The sequence below is a fragment of the Microbacterium sp. GW821-FHT01D02 genome (genome assembly GCF_059422585.1).
Map to the genome: position 1 here is coordinate 1290335 of NZ_JBWKXB010000001.1, position 18545 is coordinate 1308879.

An 18545-nucleotide genomic window follows, 5' to 3' on the forward strand; every position below is an offset into this window, starting at 1 on the left:
TCCGGCCGCGAGCAGTCAGCGGGCTTCGCGTTCCTCGCGGCGCTGATCGCGCTCGGCGAGGGCGGCGAGCTTGGCGTTGTACTCCTCGAGCTCGGCATCCCCGGTGCGATCCGCGTGGCGATCACGTCGACGCTGCAGCTTCGTATCGCTGCGGCTCCACTGGATCGCGACCGTGATCGCCAGGATCAGGGTCGGGATCTCACCGATCGACCAGGCAATGCCGCCGCCCACGTACTGGTCGTCCATCGGGCTCGCACCCCAGTCGCGGCCCATCGACCCGAACCAGTCGGCGACCATCAGGCCCTCCTGCATCATGATCGCGATGCCGAAGAAGGCGTGCATCGCCATGACGGCGATCAGGGTGATCAGGCGGCCGGGGTACGGCAGACGGTACGGCACCGGGTCGGCGCCGATCAGGCTCATCACGAACAGGTAGCCCGAGATGAGGAAGTGGATGACCATCCACTCGTGCCCGAGGTGCTCGAACATCGACCAGCGCACGAGGTCGGTGAAGTAGAAGGCCCACAGCGACAGGATGAAGATCGCGGCCGCGACGAACGGATGCGTCACCACGCGGGCGAACGGCGAGTGCACGGCCCACATGATCCACTCCCGGCCGCCCCGGGTGCCGTCGTCGCGCTTGTGGATGGCACGCAGCGCGAGCGTGACCGGCGCTCCGGAGACCAGCAGCAGCGGGATAGCCATGGACAGCATCATGTGGCCCATCATGTGGATGCTGAACAGGTACTCCTGGTAGGCGTTGATCGGCCCGCCGGTGACCCAGACGAGCATCAGCATCCCGAGCACCCAGAACACGGTGCGGTGGATCGGCCAGCGGTCTCCGCGCTGCCACAGTCGGCGCACCCCGGCGAGGTAGAGGAACAGTCCGAATCCGGCCGCGATGAGCCAGAGCACGTCGATGTCCCACGCCGTGAACCAGCGCTCGAACGTCAGCTCGGGCGGCAGGGTCGCGCCGGTGAGGATCTGCGCAGGGGTCTGCGCGAAAGCCGCGACCTCTCCGGTGGGCGGAGGCGTGCGCGCGAGCGCGGCGGCCGCCCCCGAGGCGAGACCCATCAGCGCGACCTCGCACAGCACCAGCAGCCAGAACCAGCCCGCGGCGCGAGGACCCTCGAGCTTCGGGATGAGGCGGGCGCGGTACCAGGCGCCGAGCAGGCCCATCCCGCCCAGGAGCACGACCTTCGCGAGCACGATCCAGCCGTACGGCGTCGTCCACAGCGCGTCCCAGCTCCCGACGGCCACGATCGACCGCGTGACGCCGGACACGGCGACCACGGCGAACGCCGCGATGGCGAGCGACGAGTACCGCGCGACGAAGCGGCCGGTGTCGATGTCGCCCCGTCCGCGCAGCAGCACGAGGAGCAGGAGCCCGCCCAGCCACACCGCGGCGCCGATCGTGTGCAGCAGGATCGAGTTGACGGCCATGTTGTGCCCGGCGAGGTCGCCGGCGTGGCCCTGGGTCGCGAGCGGGAGGAAGGATGCCGCCGCCAGCAGAGCGGTGATGAGCGTCGGCGTCCACGAGCGCCAGGCGAATGCGAGCACCGTGATGATCGCGCCGAAGATCGTCGTGATGAGCCACGACTGGCCCAGCGGCAGCTCCAGCAGGAAGCGGCCGAGCTGCGTGCCGAACTCGCGTTCGATGCTGAGCTTCGGGTTGAAGGCGGCCATGAAGGCGAGGAACCCGGCGAGGCCCGCGGAGATCGTGAAGACGGCCGCCCCGACCGAGGCGATGTTCAGCGCCGCATCGAAGGAGCGCTCGCCCGCACGCAGGCCGAACAGCGCGAGGACCAGGGAGCCGAGCATGACCGCGCCGGAGATGTTCATCACGAGCTTGGCGACCGGAGTGCCCCACAGCACGAGGGGTCCCGGGTCCTGCAGGAGCGGGGGCTTGGCACCGCCGCCGACGAGGAGGGCCAGGACGACGGCCACCAGCGCGGCGATGAGGAGGATGACGATCCCGGCGACGCGATACGCCGAAGTCCGACTCGTCGACTCGCTGCGGGAACTCACCCCTCCAGCCTAGGCGCGCCCGGCGGTGAGAAAGCACGAAGGCCGCCCCCGTCGAACGGGAGCGGCCTTCGAACAGGTGCGGTCAGATTACTTGACGGCAGCCTTGAGCTTGGAGCCAGCGGTCACCTTGACGCGCTTGCCGGCCGGGATCTTGATCTCGGCGCCGGTCTGCGGGTTGCGGCCCGTGCGAGCAGCGGTGTCGACCTGCTCGAAGGAGATCCAGCCCGGGATGGAGACCTTGCTGCCCTTGGCAACAGCGTCGGAGACCGTGGCGAACAGCGAGTCGAGGACACCGGAGACGGTGGCCTGGCTCTGGCCCGTGGCGCTTGCGATGCTCGCGACGAGCTCGGTCTTGGTGATGGACTTGTCAGCCATGTCATCCTCCAGCGACGAGATCCCGTCGCATCGTTGTGGGTATCGGAGCGGATGCTCCTGGTCTAGTGACCGCCTCGAATGTATCAACGACCACCCAGATTTCCCCGTCATTTCGCGGGTTTTGGGCAATTACTGGGCGTGTCGCGTCACATTCGTCACTCCAGCCACACATTCCGGACGCGTCAGTGCGGCCGGTGCGCGTCGATCACGGCCCCGGCGGTGCGCTCGAAGGCCGTCGTGACGCGGTCCTCCCCGTCGAGATATCCGCCGACGAGGGCTGCATCCCGCAGCAGGACGAGGGATGCCGCGACCTCGTCCGGGCGGTCCAGTCCGGAGGCCGCGGCGACCTCCCCCAGCGTGGACCGGAACCACTCGCGGTGCTCGTCGATGAGCCGGCGCACGGCACCGTCGGCATCCGGATACTCGGCGGCCGCGTTGATGAAGGGGCAGCCGCGCGTGTGGCGTCCGCGGATGTCGGCGGCGATGCCCTGGACCACGGCGTCGAGCAGGGCATCCGGATCGGCGACGGCCTCTCCCGCCTCGGCGAACAGCGCCCGCAGCATCTCGTCCTCGCGCGCGAGGTAGGCGAGCACGAGGTTCTCCTTGCCGCCGAACTGCTTGTACAGGGTGGCGCGGGTGACGCCGGCCTCCTCGATCACGCGGTCGACGCCGACCGCATGGATGCCCTCCTCATAGAAGAGCCGGGTGGCGGCATCCATCAGGCGGTCTCGGGCGGGGCTGGGGCGCTTCGTCGTGGTGTTCATGATCGTCCTTCCTCATCGTGGCATCCGAACCGCGGCTTCCCGGCGACGACTTCACGACTTTCGGGAATACGTTGCGGTAGATAGAACGTTCGGTCTACTATCAGCGTAACGCACTCCCGAGCAGCGGGAGCCGGAACAGAGAGAAGAAGAGATCATGAACACCACCGACAAGACCCCCATCGTCCTGATCCACGGCCTGTGGATGACGCCGACCAGCTGGAACACCTGGGCCGAGCGCTTCCGCGCGAAGGGGCACGAGGTGATCGTCCCCGGTTGGCCCGGCATCGACGACCGCTCGGTCGAGGACATCCGCCGCGACCCGTCCGCCCTGAAGGGCATCGGCCTGAAGCAGATCGTCGACCACTACGAGCGCATCATCCGCGCCCTGCCCGTGAAGCCGATCGTCATGGGCCACTCCTTCGGCGGCGTCATCACGCAGATGCTGGCCGACCGCGGCGTGGGCGCCGCCTACGTGGGTGTCGCCCCCGGGCAGACCGCAGGCATCACCACGCTCCCCCTGTCGACCCTGTGGACCGGCACCCCGATCCTCTCCAACCCCTTCGGGCGCAACGGCGCGAAGCCGCTGTCGAAGCGCCACTTCCACTTCACGTTCGGCAACGACCTTCCGCGCAGTGAGTCGGATCGCCTCTGGGAGGAGTCCGCGGTGAACTCCTACAACCGGGTGTTCTTCGAGGGCGTCGCCGCGGCCTTCAACGAGAAGGGCGGGGTCACGCACGTCGACTACGGCCGCACCGACCGCGCTCCCCTCTTCGTGATCACGGGAGAGATCGACCATGTGGTGCCGCCGGCCATCGGGCGCGCCATCGTCAAGAAGTACCGCTCCACCGGCAGCCCCGCCGTCGTGGACTACAAGGAGTACCCCGGGCGCACCCACCGCCTGGTCAGTCAGGACGGCTGGGAGGAGATCGCCGACGAGGCCCTCGCGTGGGCCGTCGCGCACGCCACGGCATCCGTCGCGTGAGGGCGGGTACGCGAAAGGGGCGAGGATCCGAAGATCCTCGCCCCTTTCGGCCCCTTCGACAAGCTCAGGGACCGGGGTTTCGACTTACCAGCTCGACTTGGTCACGCCGGGCAGCTCGCCACGGTGCGCCATGTCACGGAAGCGGACACGCGAGATGCCGAACTTCGTGAGGACACCACGGGGGCGGCCGTCGATGACGTCGCGCGAACGCACGCGAGCCGGCGACGCGTTGCGCGGCAGCTTCTGCAGGCCGACGCGTGCGGCCTCGCGGGCCTCGTCGGTGGCGTTCGGGTCGATCAGGGTCTTCTTCAGCTCGGCGCGACGCTCGGCGTAACGCTCGACGATGACCTTGCGCTGCTCGTTGCGAGCGATCTTGCTCTTCTTAGCCATTGATCAACGCTCCTCTCGGAATTCGACGTGCTGACGGATGACCGGGTCGTACTTCTTCAGCACGAGGCGGTCGGGGGTGTTGCGGCGGTTCTTCTTCGTCACGTACGTGTAACCCGTACCTGCCGTCGAACGCAGCTTGATGATCGGACGTACGTCCTGAGCCTTCTTGGCCATTAGAGCTTCACACCCTTCGCCTGGAGGTCCTTGACGACGTTCTCGATGCCGCGGACGTCGATCACCTTGATGCCCTTGGCGGACACGTTGAGCGTGATCTTACGACCGAGCGACGGAACGAAATAAGTCTTCTTCTGCACGTTCGGGTCGAAGCGACGCTTCGTCCGGCGGTGCGAGTGCGAGACGTTGTGACCGAAGCCGGGAACAGCTCCGGTCACCTGGCACACTGCTGCCATGATGGTGACTCCTTCTATACCGTGAGGCCGGACGGCCTCACCCAAGATCCCTTGTCTGCACGCCACGGGCCCTTCGACAAGCTCAGGGACCCAGCGGCACGCGAACTGCGCACAGGAGTGTGCGCAGACAAAGAGTCAGTTTAGCATGCCCGTCGACCCGGCCTGCGCCGCCGCCTCGGCCGCGCCCCGCCCCCAGCGGAACGGCGACACCGTCGGATCCGCCGCGATCCAGAAGCGCCAGGGGAAGGCGTCCGTCCCGGCGACACCGGCGACCCCGACGCGAGGACCGCGTGCCACGTCGTCCCGCGGTGCGCCCAGCCACAGCTCGGCCCGCGCTCCGTGCCACTCCTCGCCCGTCACCGCGTCGATGCCGTCGTGCAGCGGATGCCGCAGCCCCACCGCCTGACCGAGCCTTCCGGGTCCGCGCGCCAGGTCGCGGAGCGCGATGCGGCCGAGCGGCGGGGTGGCGCCCCGGCGGCGGGCGGCGGCATCCACTCCCGCGATGACCTCGCCGGCCCGCAGCAGCACGCCGTCGCCCTGGCCCTCGGGACCGCAGGCCACGTTGACGCAGGAGTGGATGCCGTGGCTCAGGTACACGTACAGGTGCCCCGGCTCGCCCCACATCGTCGCGTTCCGGGCCGTGCGCCCCATGCGGGCGTGCGAGCCCGGATCGGCGATGTCGCCCGTGCCCTGCCCGTGGTACGCCTCGACCTCGGTGATGCGCAGCCGCACCTCGACGGGAGCGGCATCGGTCGCCGTCGTGACCACCGTGCGCAGCTCTCCCCCGAGCAGGCGCGGGGCGACGTCGACCGCCGAGCCGATCAGGTCGTCGCGGACCGCGCGCCGCAGCGCATCCTGCGCCATGTCAGAATCGCGGAGCCGTCTGGCACCACGACGAGTCGAAGCCGGTGAGGGCGACCATCTCCTTGCCGGAGTCCATGTCGATCAGGTGCGTCTCCACGTTCCCCGGCAGCGGCAGCAGCATGCCGTCGTAGGGGTTGTTCGCCAGGTCCGGCGCGACCACGATCGCGGCGTACTGGCCGCTCGGCGACGCGCACGCCTGCAGGATCGAGTCGGCCGAGCTGACCTCGACGAGCGGGGTCGCCTTGCCGTCGTCGTCCACGCGCACGACCGCCTGCCCGACCGGCAGCCCCGCCTCGTCGCGCGCGACCACGTGGCGGAGGGTGCCGCCCGGGAACGGTGTGATCGAGGTGGCCGTGCCGTAGTCCGGGTCGGAGGCCGCGAGCGGCTGCTCGGATCCGTCGGCGAGGTTGAGCTCGACCACGGCGCCGTCGAGGCGCTCGACGATCGCGGTGTACGTGCCGCGGGAGATCCCCTGGATCGTGGCCGCGAGCCCGAGGGACTGCACGCCGGCGTCGCTCGAGCGGTCGACGAGGGAGAGTGCTCCGTCGAAGTCGATGAACAGCACGGCCGCGCTGTCGGGCACGAACTGCCAGACGAAGACGCTCGCCTCGGCACCGGCGACCTCGATGATCTGCGGCTTGTCGTCGCCGCTCAGCGACTGCGTGACCAGCACGCTCGCCCGTCCCTCGGTGTCGCTGAGCTCCTTGTCGGAGTAGCTGTAGCCGACGAGTCCGCCGCGCTCGGAGACCTGGATCGCGCCCACGTAGCCGTCACCGGGCAGGGCGAGCTCGCGCTGGTTCTTCCCGTCGCGGTCCATCACCAGCAGCCGGGAGCCCTCGTCCTCTTCCACGGAGACCACGAGCTGCGTCGACGTCGCTCGGAAGTCGTTGATCTTGTCGTGCTCGAAGACCGCCTTCCCCTTGCCGTCGAGATCGGTGAGGAAGATCTTGTCCTTGCCCTCGACGTCTCGCCGCAGCAGGAACATGGTCGACGGCGGCGTCGTGAAGGTCGTCGTCAGCGTGGCCGACGGTCCCCCGCTCGCGCCGGTCACGTCGGCGACGCGGATCCGGTACTCCGTCGAGTCGTCGAGCGGCACCGTGAACCGGACCCCGACCCCGCGACCGGAGGCGTCGACGGTGAACGGCACGGCCGGCTCGACCGTGACCTGCTTCGGATCGATGTCGGCGAGCGACTGGTTCGCGGTGAGGATCACCCGGCTGCCGGACGACTCGATCGCCTGCGACGCGTCCACCTGCACGTTGCTGAGCCGCGGACCCTGCATCAGGCTCACGATGCCGAAGCCCGTGCCGGCCAGCACCAGGACGCCGAGCACCGCGACCAGGGTGAGCACGAAACGGCGGGAGGACGGGGGCCGACCGGGCGCTTCCGCGTCCGCGGCGACGCCGTCGGTGGGCGTGAACGGCGGCTCCCCGCCCTCGTGCGCCGCGGGGTGTGCAGCGGGGTCTGCGGCGAAGGGAGCAGCGTCGGGGGAGGAAGACTCGGTGTCGACGGGGCCCGCGCCGTGGAGGGGCGTCGCGCCGATGGACACGGGTTCGGTGGCCTCGGGCACCGGGGGCAGTGCCGTCGCTTCGACGTCTTCGCGGGCGGCGGCCTCGAACGCCGCCATCTTCCTGGCGGCGGCCTCCTGCTCCGCGACCTCGCGGTCACCGGCCTCGCGGACGGCAGCCTCACGCGCGGCGGCCTCTCGGGCAGCGGCCTCTCGGGCGGCCTCCTCGTGGGCAGGGTCATCGTGGGCAGGGTCGTCGCGAGCAGCCTCGTGGACGGCGTCGATGCCGGCATCCGCCTCGTCGACGGGCTGTGCGGCATGATCGGCGGGCGCGCTCGCACGCTCGATACGCTCGGCCTCCGCCGCCTCGGCGGCTTCCCGGGCAGCACGCATCTCGGCGCGGGTCCGCGGTACGGCGGGCACCTCGGGGCGCTCGTCGTCAATACTCATACGGGTCTCCCGGCTCGTCGATCGCGACGACGTCGGTCGGCTCGATGCGGAGCTTGCCGTCGGCATCCGCCCGCACGGTTCCGGTGACCTCGACCCATTGTCCGGTCGAGTAGTCACCCGGGTCGATGGTCACCGGCAGCGCGGCCGTCTGCGCATCGATCACGCAGTGCGTGATGACCAGGCGCGTGAGGTTCACCGCGTCGTCATCCGCACTGTCCGGCGTCACGAAGCCGGTGAGCGTGACGGCGGCACCGTCGTAGGCCGCGGTGTTCGTCGCCGCGGCGAAGACGCTCGCCCAGTCACCGACGCCGAACGTCGAGGTGTCCGCCACGCCGAGGGCGACGGTGTCGGCCCCGACGAACAGGGCGGTCTGCTCCCCCGCGCGGGACATCGCCAGCTCGACCGACAGCGATGCCGGCGGCAGCACGAGGGCGGCGATCACGACGCCCGACGCCACGACGCCGCCGGCGACCGCTCCGACCCCGGCGAGCCTGCGACGACCGGCCACCCGGGCCGTGTCGGGGTCTGCGTCATCGACGGGTACGGGCGCAGGCCCGTGATCGTGTCCGTGGTCGCCCTCTTCGCCCAGCGGGAGCGTGCACGACCAGATCGCACCGGCCAGCGTGACGACGGCGGCCGCGCACGCGAACCACACCGACTCGGGGCTGATGTAGAGATTGAGGCGCCCGGTGAGACCGAGGCCGAGCGTCACGACCGAGATCACGGCGGCGAGCCCGACACCCAACCAACGGGTACCGAGTGCGCGCGCACGGGTGGCGGTCTGCTCAGACAAGGACGTTCACCCCGATCCCGATGGCGAACGCCGAGGCCAGCACGATGCCGACGATCCCGACGAGCGTGCGCGTCGTGAAGGTGGTGCGCATGAGCGCGAGCATCTTGATGTCGACCAGCGGACCGACGAGCAGGAAGGCGACGAGCGCGCCGGAGGAGAACGTGGAGGCGAACGACAGCGCGAAGAACGCATCGACGTTCGAGCAGATCGCGACGGTCATCGCGAGCACCATCATCGCGACGATCGACAGCACCGGATTCGATCCGATGGCCAGCAGCCACTCGCGCGGGATCAGCACCTGCACGGCGCCGGCGAGCGCGGAGCCGATCACGAGCGCGGGCATCACGGCGCGGAGCTCGACGAGGAACTGCGTCAGGCTGCGGCGCACCGGGGTGCCGGGCTCGTGCGTCACGCGCTCGCAGGTGTCGACGAAGCGCTGCGTGAGCATGCCGTCGGGGTCGGGGTGGCGGCTGTAGATCCAGCCGATGAGGTTCGCGATCAGGTAGCCGCCGACGAGACGCGCGACCAGGATGCCGCCGTCCCACCCGAACGCGGCGTGCGTGGTGAGGATCACGATCGGGTTCACGATGGGCGCCGCGATGAGGAACGTCATCGCCTCGGCCGGCGCGAGGCCGCGCATCATCAGACCGCGGGCGAAGGGCACGTTGCCGCACTCGCACACCGGGATGAGCATGCCGAGCAGCGACAGCACGGCACGTCGGGCCCAGGCGCGCTTCGGCAGCCAGCGGTGGATGACGTCGGCGGGCAGCCACACCTGCACCACGATCGACAGCAGCACGCCGAGGATCACGAACGGCAGGGCCTCGATGAGCACGCTCAGCGCGAGGGTCAGGCCGTCCTGCGCGCGGGTGGGCAGCGAGGCGGGGAACAGCTTCGGCAGGAAGGCGTCGATCAGGAACAGGGCGGCGATGATGACGGCACCGAGGCCGACGCCGATCCACGCCGATCGCGGCGAGGGTGCCGGGCGATGGGTGTGGCCGTGACGGGTCGCCGTTGCTGCGGAGGGACTCACGCGGTCGCAGCCCTCTCGACGTCGCGCTTGTTCGCGCACGGGGTGCACAGTCCGAAGATGTCGACCACGTGGGCGGCGTCGGTGAAGCCGTGCAGGGCCGCGGTGCGGTGGGCCCACTGCTCGACGTCCTTCGCCTCGATCTCGACGGTCAGACCGCAGGATCGGCAGATGAGGTGGTGGTGGTGCCCCTGTGTGGTGCAGGCGCGGTACAGCGCCTCCCCCTCGGGGCTCTGCAGCGAGTCGGCGTCTCCGGATGCCGCGAGCCCGGCGAGGGCGCGGTACACGGTCGCCAGTCCGATGCCGGTGTTGTCGTCGCGCAGCGAGGCGTGCAGACTCTGCGCGCTCACGAAACCGCGCGCGTCGGCGAGTGCTTCGCGCACGCGTTCGCGCTGCCAGGTGTTCCGCTGAGCCATACGACGAGTCTAGGCCGCAGGGGTTGGGGAGGGCTGGGAGGGATCAGGCGGGTACACGCCGCACCCGGGCCCGCGCCTTCTGGACGATCCAGCACACGACGTAGATCGTGAACGACAGGGTGGTGATGTACGGGCTCACGGGCAGCGTGCCGGCGAGGGCGAGCAGGATGCCGCCGACCGCGGAGACGAACCCGAACAGCGCGGCCAGCAGCGGCACCGCGATGGGTCCGGCGGTGACCCGCATCGCGGCGGCCGCCGGCGTGACCAGCAGCGCCATCACCAGCAGCGCGCCGATGATGTGCACGCTCACCGCGACGATGAGCCCGAGCAGCACCATGAACAGCAGACTGACGGCACGGGTCGGCACACCGCGCGCGGCGGCCGACTCCGGGTCGAGCGAGTCGAACCGCAGCGGGTTCCACATGATCAGCAGCCCGAACAGGACGACGATGCTGATGCCGATGAGCCAGCCGAGGTCGGGGCTCGACACCGAGACGATCTGCCCGGTGAGCAGACTGAAGCGGTTGGCGCTGCGGCCGTCGTAGAGCGAGAGGAACAGGATGCCGAGGCCGAGGCCGAACGGCATGAGCACGCCCACGATCGAGTTGCGGTCGCGCGCCTTCGCGCCGAGGATGCCGATCAGGATCGCGGCGACCAGAGCTCCGCCGAGCGATCCGGCCACCACGCTGCCGCCGAAGAGGAGCGCGGCGGCGGCACCCGCGAACGAGAGCTCGCTGACGCCGTGCACCGCGAACGCGAGGTCGCGCTGCATCACGAAGACGCCGATGAGTCCGCCGACGATGCCCAGGACGGCACCCGCGATGATCGAGTTCGCGAGGAGGGCGACGAGCTCGCCGTAGTCCTGGAAGGAGAAGACGTCGTTCCAGTCGACCATTGGCACCATGCCCAGTGCGACGCTCATGCCGCTCCTCCGTGCTCGTGGTCGCCGTGGTCGTGGTGGGGCTCGGCGTCCGGCACGCCCACGACGACCAGTCGGTCGCCGGCGCGGAGCACGAACACCGGAGTGCCGTAGAGGTCGGTGAGCACGCGCGTCTGCAGCACCTCGTCGGGAGTCCCGAGCAGGAACCGTCCGCCGGCGATGTAGAGGATGCGGTCGACCCGGCCGAGGATCGGGTTGATGTCGTGCGTCACGAACAGCACCGCGGCCTCGCGCTCCCGGCGCTGGCGATCGATGATGTCGGTCACGGCGACCTGGTTGGCGAGGTCGAGGTTCGATAGCGGCTCGTCGCACAGGAGCAGAGTCGGCTCGTCCGCGAGGGCCTGCCCCACCCGGAGCCGCTGCTGCTCGCCGCCGGAGAGGAGTCCGACCCGGCGCTCCGCGAAGTGCGCGGCGCCCACGGCTTCGAGCAGCCGGTCGACCTTGGCCCGGTCGCCGCGGTGCGGGATCGGGAGGCCGAAGCGGCTCCCCTGCACGCCGAGGGCGACGAGGTCGCGGGCCCGCATGCTGGTGTCCGGAGCGAGCGAGCGCTGCTGCGGGATGTAGCCGATGCGGGCGTTCCCCCGGTGCACCGGCTCGCCCGCGACCCTGATCGATCCGGACGACAGCGGCTGCAGACCCAGGATGCTGCGGAGGAGCGTGGTCTTGCCCGACCCGGACGGGCCGAGCACCGCGATGAACTCCCCCGGGCGGACCGTGAGGTCGAGTCCCGACCAGAGCTCGCGATCGCCGCGGTGCAGGGCCGCGTCGGAGATCTCGAGGACCGGGGTGGCCCCGCTCACGACTGGACGGCGGCGGCGAGGCTCTGGATCGCGTCACTCATCCACTCAGAGTACGACGATCCGTCTTCGAGCAGCTCCGTGAAGGCGACGACGGGGATGCCGGCATCCTTCGCCGCGGCCTCGACGCGCTGGGTCTCGGAGCCGCCGGTCTGCGCATTGGTCAGCAGGGCCGTCACCTTTCCGCTGTCGATGACGTCGAGCGCCTGGAGCAGCACGGCCGGGGCGACATCGGTGCCCTCCTCGACCGCCTCGGCGAACCCGTCCGGTGTGACGTCGGTGAAACCGGCCGCGGCGGCGAGGTAGCCGGGCAGCGGCTCGGTGAGGAAGACGCTGGTGTCCGGGGCATCCGTCTTCAGCGTCGCGAGGTCGGCCTCGAAGCCCTCGAGGTCGGCGGTGAGGTCGGCCGCGTTGGCGGCGAACTCCTTCGCGCCGTCGGGGTCGAGCTCGGTCAGCTCGTCGGCGATGGCCTCGACGACGTGGATCATCGTGTGCGGGTCGAACCAGACGTGCTCGTTGAAGCCCTCGATGTGATCGTGGCCCTCGTGCCCGTCCTCCCCCTCGGCGTGGTCGTGGTCGTGGGCCTCTTCGGTGGCATCCGTCGAGGCCTCGTCGTCATGGCCCTCGTTGCCGGGGTAGTCGTGCGAGTACTCGACGGCGGTGACCACGTGCGGGTCGTTCGCGTCCTGCAGCAGCGTGTCGATGAAGGCGTCGTAGCCGCCGCCGTTCTCGATCACGAGGTCGGCCTTCTGGACGGTCAGGCGGTCACGGGCGCTCGCCTCGTAGGAGTGCGGGTCCTGCGAGGCGGAGGTGATGATCGACTGCACGTCGACCCGGTCTCCGCCGATCGTCGAGGCGATGTCGCCGTAGACGTTGGTGCTCGCGACGACCGTGATGGTGCCGCCGTCGCCCTCTCCCGCTGCGGGGGTGGAGCATCCGGCCAGCGTGAGTGCGGCGACGGATGCGAGGGCGAGGGTGAGGACGGGCTTCTTCATGCCCTCACTCTAAACGCTAATGAGAACCATTATCAAATCGGACTGTGGCGCCCGGACGCGAAGACGGAGACGATCCGTCCTCCGCACGGCGGGTCGGTGCCCGACGCCCCGCGCGAGAAGCGAACCGTCTCCGTTTCCGCTGCGTCAGGCGACTACCGCGCGATCCACACCGTGGCCTCGCCGGGCAGAGCCGTGGCCTCGCCGGGCAGGGCGGAGCCCTCGAGCGGAGCGCTCGCCAGCACCACGTCGGCGGCATCAGCTCCGAGGTCGAACGACGCGGTGCCGAAGTTCGACACGACCTGCCATCCGTTCGGTCGGGCGAAGCGCAGCACGTCGGCGCGGCCGGTGTCGATCCACTCCAGGGCCTCACCGGTCTGCAGCAGGCGCCGCAGGCGCAGGGCCTCGCGATACAGCGACAGGGTCGACGACGGGTCGGCGGCCTCGACGTCGACCGCGTACTCGGCGAACCAGTCCGGCTGCGGGAGGTGGGCGTCCCCCGCGCCGAAGCCGAACGACGAGCCGGCCGCGGTCCACGGCAGCGGCACCCGGCATCCGTCCCGACCCAGACCGTCGAAGTCGGCGCCGCGGAAGAATCCGGGATCCTGACGCTGCTCCGGCGTGATCTGCGCGACCTCGTGGAGTCCGAGCTCCTCCCCCTGGTAGAGGTAGGTGCTGCCGGGGAGGCCGAGCAGCAGCAGGGTCGCGGCGTGCGCCCGGCGGAGGCCGCCCTCGCGGTCGAGTCCCTCTGCCGGACCGCCGGCCTTGACCCACTCGGTGCCCTGCTTGACGGGGCGACCGTTCAGCGCCGGGAGGCCGTAGCGTGTGGCGTGGCGGGTGACGTCGTGGTTCGACAGCACCCAGGTCGTCGACGATCCGGTCGCCTCCGCCTGCTGCAGGTTGTCGGCGATGATGCTCCGGAACTGCGCGGCGTCGAAGTCGGCCACCAGCAGGTCGAAGTTGAACGCCTGCCCGAGCCCTTCGGCCGAGGCGTACTTCGCACGGCGCTCCGGCGTCTCCACCCAGGCCTCGGCGACGGCGGTGCGGGGCGGGTCGTACTCGTCGAACACCGCACGCCACTCGGCGTAGATCTCGTGCACGTCGTCGCGGTCGAGCATCGGATGCGTGCCCGAGGTGCGGTCCATCGCGTCGAGCTCGGCGCGCGACGGCAGCGGTTCGCTGAGGTCCTTCATGAGCATGTGGGCGACGTCGATGCGGAATCCGTCGACGCCGCGGTCCGACCAGAAGCGCAGGGTCTTCAGGAAGTCGGCGCGCACCTCGGGGTGGCCCCAGTTCAGGTCGGGCTGCTCCACGGCGAAGTTGTGCAGGAACCACTGCCCGTCGGCCACGCGTTCCCAGGCGCTGCCGCCGAACACGGACTCCCAGTCGGTCGGCGGCTCGGAGCCGTCGGGTCCCGTGCCCTCGCGGAAGATGTAGCGCTCACGGGCGGCCGAGCCGCGACCGGCGGCGAGCGCCTCCTGGAACCACGCGTGCTGGTCGGAGGAGTGGTTCGGGACGATGTCGACGATCACGCGGATGCTCCGGGCGTGCAGGGCCTCGACCATGTCGTCGAAGTCGGCGAGCGTACCGAGCCGCGGGTCGACGTCGCGGTAGTCGGCGACGTCGTATCCGCCGTCGGCGAGGGCGGAGGGGTAGAACGGGCTGAGCCAGACCGCATCGATACCGAGGTCGTGGAGGTAGTCGGCCCGCGAGACGATGCCCGGGATGTCGCCGATCCCGTCGCCGTTCGCGTCGGCGAAGCTGCGCGGGTAGATCTGGTAGACGGCGGCCTGACGCCACCAGGCGGCGTCGTCGGCGGTGCGGGTCTCGGCGAGAAGCGCGTCGGTCATGAGAGGAGGACTCCTTCTTTCTTGCGGTGGTCGGCGCCGGGGCGGATCACGCCCGCGCGCCTCGCTGCAGTTCCCCGCTCGGTGTGGAACTCACCGGCGGCGGAGCAGTTCGTCGAGGAAGATCATGACCACTCCGAGCAACCCCGCGCATACCGTCGTGGCCCCCAGGAGAACCATCGACGTCCCCCAGGAGAGCATCGCGTCGCGAACTCCGAACGCCATCGCGAGGATGCAGAGGCTGAGCAGGACAGCGCGCACGAACTTCGCGATCCGGCGCGCTGGGGTCATGCCCGTCACCATAGGCGACGCCATCGAGTCGCGCCAGACGCACTCGACCCTGGAGGCTGTGCCCGGTCGCCATGGTCGAGGTGCTGCGCAGCACCAGGGGAGATCCCGGAGCGAAACGATGACCGTGTCAGTCCACGAGCAGCGCGGGCTCCTCGAGCACGGAGGCGACGTCGGCGATGAAGCGGCTCATGCCGTCGCCGTCGATCACACGGTGGTCGAACGATCCGGCGACCGTGGTCACCCAGCGTGGACGCACCTCGCCGTCGACGACCCACGGCTTCTGGCTGATGGTGCCCATCGCCACGATGCCGGCCTCGCCGGGGTTGATGATCGGGGTGCCGGCATCCATCCCGAACACGCCGATGTTCGTGATCGTGATCGTGCCGCCCTGCTGATCGGCCGGCGGGGTCTTGCCCTCGCGCGCCGTGAGCGTCAGACGGTTCAGCGCCCGCGCCAGGTCCTTCATGCCGAGGTCCTGCGCGTCCTTGATGTTCGGCACCAGCAGGCCGCGCGGGGTGGCGGCGGCGATGCCCAGGTTCACGTAGTGGCGCACGGCGATCTCGGCGCCGGCTTCCGTCTCGATCCAGGCGGCATTCACCATCGGGGTGCGACGGGCGGCCCAGATCACGGCGCGGGCCATGATCAGCAGCGGCGAGACCCGGATGTCGGCGTAGTCGGGCGAGGCCTTGAGGCGCTTCACGAGCTCCATCGTGCGGCTGGCGTCGATCTCCTTCCACACCGTCACGTGCGGGGCGGAGTACGCGCTCTGCACCATCGCCGAGGACGTGGCCTTGCGCACACCCTTGACCGGGATCGACTCGGTGCGGTCGTCGCCGGCGGCAGAGGGCCGGGTCGCGGTGAGACCGCGTGCGAGTCCGGCCGGTGCGGCCTGCGGCGCCGGCACGGTCTCCTCGCGGACGGCTCCCCACTCGGGGGTCTCGATGTTGCGGAAGACGCTCGCCTGCGACGCATGCTTCATGACGTCGTCCCTGGTGACCTCGCCGTCGGCACCCGTCGCGGCGACCGTCGTGAGGTCGACGCCGAGGTCGCGGGCGAGCTTGCGGATCGGCGGCTTCGCGATCACGCCCACCGAGGAGCGGACCGGACGCTCGGCCGGACGCTTGCGGCGCGAGGTGGCGCCGCCACCCGTGCCGTAGCCGACCAGCACCGAGCCGCCGCCCTCCTCCGCAGCGGGAGCGGCGGGGGCCGGAGCAGCCGGCGCCCCCGCAGCGGGCTCGGTCACGAACGTGATGATGGGCGTGCCGACCTCGACCGTCGCGCCCTCCTCGACGAGCAGCTCGCCCACCACACCGGCATGCGGCGACGGCAGCTCGACCAGCGACTTGGCCGTCTCGATCTCGCAGACCACGTCGTTGATCGCGACCGTGTCGCCGGGGGCGACCTTCCAGGCCACGATCTCGGCCTCGGTCAGTCCTTCTCCGACGTCGGGGAGGTTGAAGTTCTGCGTGCTCATGACGAGTCCTTTCGGCCGAGCGGGGATGTCAGTAGGCGAGGGAGCGGTCGACGGCCTCGAGGATGCGGTCGGCATCCGGGAGGTAGGCGCCCTCGAGCTTCGCCGGCGGGAACGGGGTGTCGTACCCGGAGACGCGCAGCACGGGAGCCTCGAGCGCATAGAAAGCGCGCTCCATGACGGTCGCCGCGATCTCGCCGCCGATGCTGCCGAAGCCCTGGGCCTCCTGCGCGTAGACCATGCGTCCGGTCTTGCGCACCGAGTCGAGGATGGGCTCGTAGTCGACCGGCGACAGCGAACGGACGTCGACGACCTCGCAGCTCGTGCCCTCGGCCTCGGCGAGCGCCGCGGCCTGCAGCAGCGTCGTGACCATGGCGCCGTGTCCGACCAGCGTCACGTCGCTGCCGGTGCGGACGACTCGCGAGGAGTGCAGCGGGACAGCGGAGGCGTCGAGCTCGACCTCGCCCTTCTGCCAGTAGCGGCTCTTCGGCTCCATGAAGATCACGGGGTCGTTCGAGGCGATCGCCTCCTGGATCATCCAGTAGGCGTCGTTGGGCGTCGACGGCGAGACCACGCGCAGGCCGGGGGTGTGCGCGAAGTACGCCTCCGGGCTCTCCTGGTGGTGCTCCACGGCGCCGATGTGCCCGCCGTAGGGGATCCGGATCACGATGGGCATGTTGATCGCGCCCTCGTGCCGGTTGGTGAGCTTCGCGAGCTGCGTGGTGATCTGGTCGAACGCCGGGAACACGAAGCCGTCGAACTGGATCTCGATGACCGGGCGGTAACCGACCATCGCCATGCCGATCGCGGTGCCGACGATCCCGGATTCGGCCAGCGGGGTGTCGAGCACCCGGCGGTCGCCGAAGTCGCGCTGCAGATGCTCCGTCACGCGGAAGACGCCACCGAGCTTGCCGATGTCCTCGCCCATGAGCAGGACCTTCGGGTCGTCCTCCATCGCCTTGCGCATCCCCGCGTTCAGGGCCTTGCTGAGCGGCATCGTCTCCAGGGTCACCGGACTCCTCCTTCGACCGAGGCGTTCTCGAACGAGGCCTCGTACCGTGCGCGCCAGGCCTTCTGCTGATCGATCAGCGGATGCGGCTCGCTGTACACGTGGTCGAACATCTTGTCGGGGCTGGGGGGTCCGAGCTCGACGGTGCGAGCACGCAGGTCCTCGGCGGCATCCGCCGCCTCGGCCTCGACGTCGGCGAAGAGCTGCGCCGAGGCGCCGCGCCCTTCGAGGAACGCCCGCATGCGGACGATGGGGTCGCGACCGGCCCAGTACTGCTCTTCGTCGGATCCCCGATACTTCGTGGGGTCGTCGCTCGTGGTGTGCGCGCCGAGTCGGTACGTGACGGCCTCGATCGCCTGGGGGCCTCCGCCGCTGCGGGCGTCGTCGAGCGCGACGCGGGAGACCGCATAGCTCGCGAGCACGTCGTTGCCGTCGACCCGGACGCTGGGGATGCCGTAGCCGGCGCTGCGCTGCACCAGCGGCACGCGCGACTGCGTGGACACCGGCACCGAGATCGCCCAGTGGTTGTTCTGCAGGAAGAAGACGGTCGGCGCCTGGTAGCTCGCGGCGAAGACCATCGCCTCGTGCACGTCGCCCTGGCTGGAGGCGCCGTCGCCGTAATAGACGATGACGGCCTCATCGCGCTCGAGGGCGCCGGTGCCGGTGCGGCCGTCGAAGGCGAGGCCCATCCCGTAGCCGGCGGCGTGCAGCACCTGGGAGCCGAGCACGAGCGTGTAGAGGCGGGTGTTCCCGTTCTTCGGGTCGGTGGGATCCCAGCCGCCATGCGAGACGCCGCGCATCAGCTTGATGATGTCGAGCGGGTCGACGCCACGGATGCGCGTGACGGCGTGCTCGCGGTAGGAGGGGAAGATCGTGTCCTGCGCGCGGGCGGCACGGCCGGAGCCGACCTGCGCCGCCTCCTGCCCACGGCTCGGCGGCCACAGCGCGAGCTGCCCCTGCCGCTGCAGGTTGGTCGCCTGGGTGTCGATCGCGCGGATGACGACCATGTCCCGGTAGAACTGCTCGAGTTCCGCGTCGCCGATCGCTTCGATCAGGGGAAGGTATCGTTCAGCGGCGGCGGACGGGGCGTACCGTCCGGTCTCGTCCAGAACGCTCACAAGGGGTGTCTCGGAGGTGGTCACGCTCTCACGCTACCCGCGCCCGCATGCTTGGTCACGCATACCTAGGA

20 protein-coding genes are annotated in these 18545 nt (G+C 70.2%); 1 reads left to right on the forward strand and 19 read right to left on the reverse strand.

Annotated elements, in window-relative coordinates; genetic code table 11:
- Nucleotides 1–15: 15 nt before the first annotated feature.
- The 3 genes from AC07VM_RS06335 to AC07VM_RS06345 form a co-directional block, all read right to left on the reverse strand.
- Complete coding sequence (locus AC07VM_RS06335; RefSeq protein WP_494910405.1) at nt 16–2028, reverse strand: bifunctional copper resistance protein CopD/cytochrome c oxidase assembly protein; 2013 nt, start codon at nt 2026–2028, stop codon at nt 16–18.
- A gap of 87 nt (nt 2029–2115) precedes the next feature.
- Nucleotides 2116–2403, reverse strand: coding sequence for an HU family DNA-binding protein (locus AC07VM_RS06340; RefSeq protein WP_017203554.1), 288 nt, complete (start codon nt 2401–2403; stop codon nt 2116–2118).
- 182 nt (nt 2404–2585) lie between these two features.
- Nucleotides 2586–3167: a TetR/AcrR family transcriptional regulator gene (locus tag AC07VM_RS06345; protein ID WP_494910406.1), complete on the reverse strand. Its 582-nt coding sequence runs from the start codon at nt 3165–3167 to the stop codon at nt 2586–2588.
- A 154-nt stretch (nt 3168–3321) separates the two neighbouring features.
- Between AC07VM_RS06345 and AC07VM_RS06350 the strand changes: the two genes are divergently transcribed.
- Nucleotides 3322–4149: an alpha/beta hydrolase gene (locus tag AC07VM_RS06350; protein WP_267416342.1), complete on the forward strand. Its 828-nt coding sequence runs from the start codon at nt 3322–3324 to the stop codon at nt 4147–4149.
- 84 nt (nt 4150–4233) lie between these two features.
- On the opposite strand, the gene rpsN is transcribed toward AC07VM_RS06350, so the two are convergent.
- From rpsN to AC07VM_RS06430, 16 genes are all read right to left on the reverse strand, one after another.
- The gene (gene rpsN, locus AC07VM_RS06355) at nt 4234–4539 is read right to left on the reverse strand and encodes a 30S ribosomal protein S14 (protein WP_017203557.1); all 306 of its coding nucleotides are present in this window, start codon (nt 4537–4539) and stop codon (nt 4234–4236) included.
- A 3-nt stretch (nt 4540–4542) separates the two neighbouring features.
- Complete coding sequence (gene rpmG, locus AC07VM_RS06360; RefSeq protein ID WP_017203558.1) at nt 4543–4713, reverse strand: 50S ribosomal protein L33; 171 nt, start codon at nt 4711–4713, stop codon at nt 4543–4545.
- Nucleotides 4713–4949 (reverse strand): 50S ribosomal protein L28, encoded by a 237-nt coding sequence (rpmB, locus tag AC07VM_RS06365; protein WP_017203559.1) that lies wholly within the window; start codon nt 4947–4949, stop codon nt 4713–4715. The genes rpmG and rpmB overlap by 1 nt, the downstream gene beginning before the upstream one ends.
- 135 nt (nt 4950–5084) lie before the next feature.
- Nucleotides 5085–5813, reverse strand: a complete 729-nt coding sequence (locus tag AC07VM_RS06370; protein ID WP_494910407.1) for a DNA-3-methyladenine glycosylase — start codon at nt 5811–5813, stop codon at nt 5085–5087.
- 1 nt (nt 5814) lies between these two features.
- A complete protein-coding gene (locus tag AC07VM_RS06375; protein ID WP_494910408.1) occupies nt 5815–7770 on the reverse strand; it encodes a hypothetical protein in 1956 nt (651 codons plus the stop codon).
- Complete coding sequence (locus AC07VM_RS06380) at nt 7760–8563, reverse strand: TIGR03943 family putative permease subunit (protein ID WP_494910409.1); 804 nt, start codon at nt 8561–8563, stop codon at nt 7760–7762. The genes AC07VM_RS06375 and AC07VM_RS06380 overlap by 11 nt, the downstream gene beginning before the upstream one ends.
- On the reverse strand, nt 8556–9596 hold the full coding sequence (locus AC07VM_RS06385) for a permease (protein WP_267416347.1): 1041 nt from the start codon (nt 9594–9596) through the stop codon (nt 8556–8558). Before AC07VM_RS06385 ends, AC07VM_RS06380 begins: the two co-directional genes overlap by 8 nt.
- Nucleotides 9593–10009, reverse strand: a complete 417-nt coding sequence (locus AC07VM_RS06390) for a Fur family transcriptional regulator (protein WP_494910410.1) — start codon at nt 10007–10009, stop codon at nt 9593–9595. Before AC07VM_RS06390 ends, AC07VM_RS06385 begins: the two co-directional genes overlap by 4 nt.
- 43 nt (nt 10010–10052) lie before the next feature.
- Nucleotides 10053–10931 carry a metal ABC transporter permease gene (locus tag AC07VM_RS06395; RefSeq protein WP_494910411.1) on the reverse strand — a complete coding sequence of 293 codons (879 nt, stop codon included), beginning with the start codon at nt 10929–10931 and terminating at the stop codon, nt 10053–10055.
- Nucleotides 10928–11749 carry a metal ABC transporter ATP-binding protein gene (locus AC07VM_RS06400; protein ID WP_494910412.1) on the reverse strand — a complete coding sequence of 274 codons (822 nt, stop codon included), beginning with the start codon at nt 11747–11749 and terminating at the stop codon, nt 10928–10930. Before AC07VM_RS06400 ends, AC07VM_RS06395 begins: the two co-directional genes overlap by 4 nt.
- Entirely contained in the window at nt 11746–12741 is a 996-nt protein-coding gene (locus AC07VM_RS06405; protein WP_267416350.1) for a metal ABC transporter solute-binding protein, Zn/Mn family, read from the reverse strand. Before AC07VM_RS06405 ends, AC07VM_RS06400 begins: the two co-directional genes overlap by 4 nt.
- Nucleotides 12742–12893: 152 nt before the next feature.
- A complete protein-coding gene (locus AC07VM_RS06410) occupies nt 12894–14588 on the reverse strand; it encodes a glycoside hydrolase family 13 protein (RefSeq protein WP_494910413.1) in 1695 nt (564 codons plus the stop codon).
- Between the two features lie 90 nt (nt 14589–14678).
- A complete protein-coding gene (locus AC07VM_RS06415) occupies nt 14679–14876 on the reverse strand; it encodes a hypothetical protein (RefSeq protein ID WP_494910414.1) in 198 nt (65 codons plus the stop codon).
- Between the two features lie 127 nt (nt 14877–15003).
- Entirely contained in the window at nt 15004–16350 is a 1347-nt protein-coding gene (locus tag AC07VM_RS06420) for a dihydrolipoamide acetyltransferase family protein (protein ID WP_267416365.1), read from the reverse strand.
- Between the two features lie 28 nt (nt 16351–16378).
- On the reverse strand, nt 16379–17344 hold the full coding sequence (locus AC07VM_RS06425) for an alpha-ketoacid dehydrogenase subunit beta (RefSeq protein ID WP_494910753.1): 966 nt from the start codon (nt 17342–17344) through the stop codon (nt 16379–16381).
- 11 nt (nt 17345–17355) lie between these two features.
- The gene (locus AC07VM_RS06430) at nt 17356–18498 is read right to left on the reverse strand and encodes a thiamine pyrophosphate-dependent dehydrogenase E1 component subunit alpha (RefSeq protein WP_494910415.1); all 1143 of its coding nucleotides are present in this window, start codon (nt 18496–18498) and stop codon (nt 17356–17358) included.
- Nucleotides 18499–18545 lie beyond the last annotated feature (47 nt).

What these genes read in the sequence shown, in the direction of transcription:
- AC07VM_RS06425 (WP_494910753.1), bottom strand. Translation starts at nt 17,344, where the DNA reads ATGCCGCTCAGCAAGGCCCTGAACGCGGGGATGCGCAAGGCGATGGAG.
- AC07VM_RS06415 (WP_494910414.1), bottom strand. Translation starts at nt 14,876, where the DNA reads ATGACCCCAGCGCGCCGGATCGCGAAGTTCGTGCGCGCTGTCCTGCTC.
- AC07VM_RS06370 (WP_494910407.1), bottom strand. Translation starts at nt 5,813, where the DNA reads ATGGCGCAGGATGCGCTGCGGCGCGCGGTCCGCGACGACCTGATCGGC.
- rpmB (WP_017203559.1), bottom strand. Translation starts at nt 4,949, where the DNA reads ATGGCAGCAGTGTGCCAGGTGACCGGAGCTGTTCCCGGCTTCGGTCAC.
- AC07VM_RS06410 (WP_494910413.1), bottom strand. Translation starts at nt 14,588, where the DNA reads ATGACCGACGCGCTTCTCGCCGAGACCCGCACCGCCGACGACGCCGCC.
- rpsN (WP_017203557.1), bottom strand. Translation starts at nt 4,539, where the DNA reads ATGGCTAAGAAGAGCAAGATCGCTCGCAACGAGCAGCGCAAGGTCATC.
- AC07VM_RS06350 (WP_267416342.1), top strand. Translation starts at nt 3,322, where the DNA reads ATGAACACCACCGACAAGACCCCCATCGTCCTGATCCACGGCCTGTGG.
- AC07VM_RS06405 (WP_267416350.1), bottom strand. Translation starts at nt 12,741, where the DNA reads ATGAAGAAGCCCGTCCTCACCCTCGCCCTCGCATCCGTCGCCGCACTC.
- AC07VM_RS06390 (WP_494910410.1), bottom strand. Translation starts at nt 10,009, where the DNA reads ATGGCTCAGCGGAACACCTGGCAGCGCGAACGCGTGCGCGAAGCACTC.
- AC07VM_RS06345 (WP_494910406.1), bottom strand. Translation starts at nt 3,167, where the DNA reads ATGAACACCACGACGAAGCGCCCCAGCCCCGCCCGAGACCGCCTGATG.
- AC07VM_RS06395 (WP_494910411.1), bottom strand. Translation starts at nt 10,931, where the DNA reads ATGAGCGTCGCACTGGGCATGGTGCCAATGGTCGACTGGAACGACGTC.
- AC07VM_RS06420 (WP_267416365.1), bottom strand. Translation starts at nt 16,350, where the DNA reads ATGAGCACGCAGAACTTCAACCTCCCCGACGTCGGAGAAGGACTGACC.
- rpmG (WP_017203558.1), bottom strand. Translation starts at nt 4,713, where the DNA reads ATGGCCAAGAAGGCTCAGGACGTACGTCCGATCATCAAGCTGCGTTCG.
- AC07VM_RS06375 (WP_494910408.1), bottom strand. Translation starts at nt 7,770, where the DNA reads ATGAGTATTGACGACGAGCGCCCCGAGGTGCCCGCCGTACCGCGGACC.
- AC07VM_RS06340 (WP_017203554.1), bottom strand. Translation starts at nt 2,403, where the DNA reads ATGGCTGACAAGTCCATCACCAAGACCGAGCTCGTCGCGAGCATCGCA.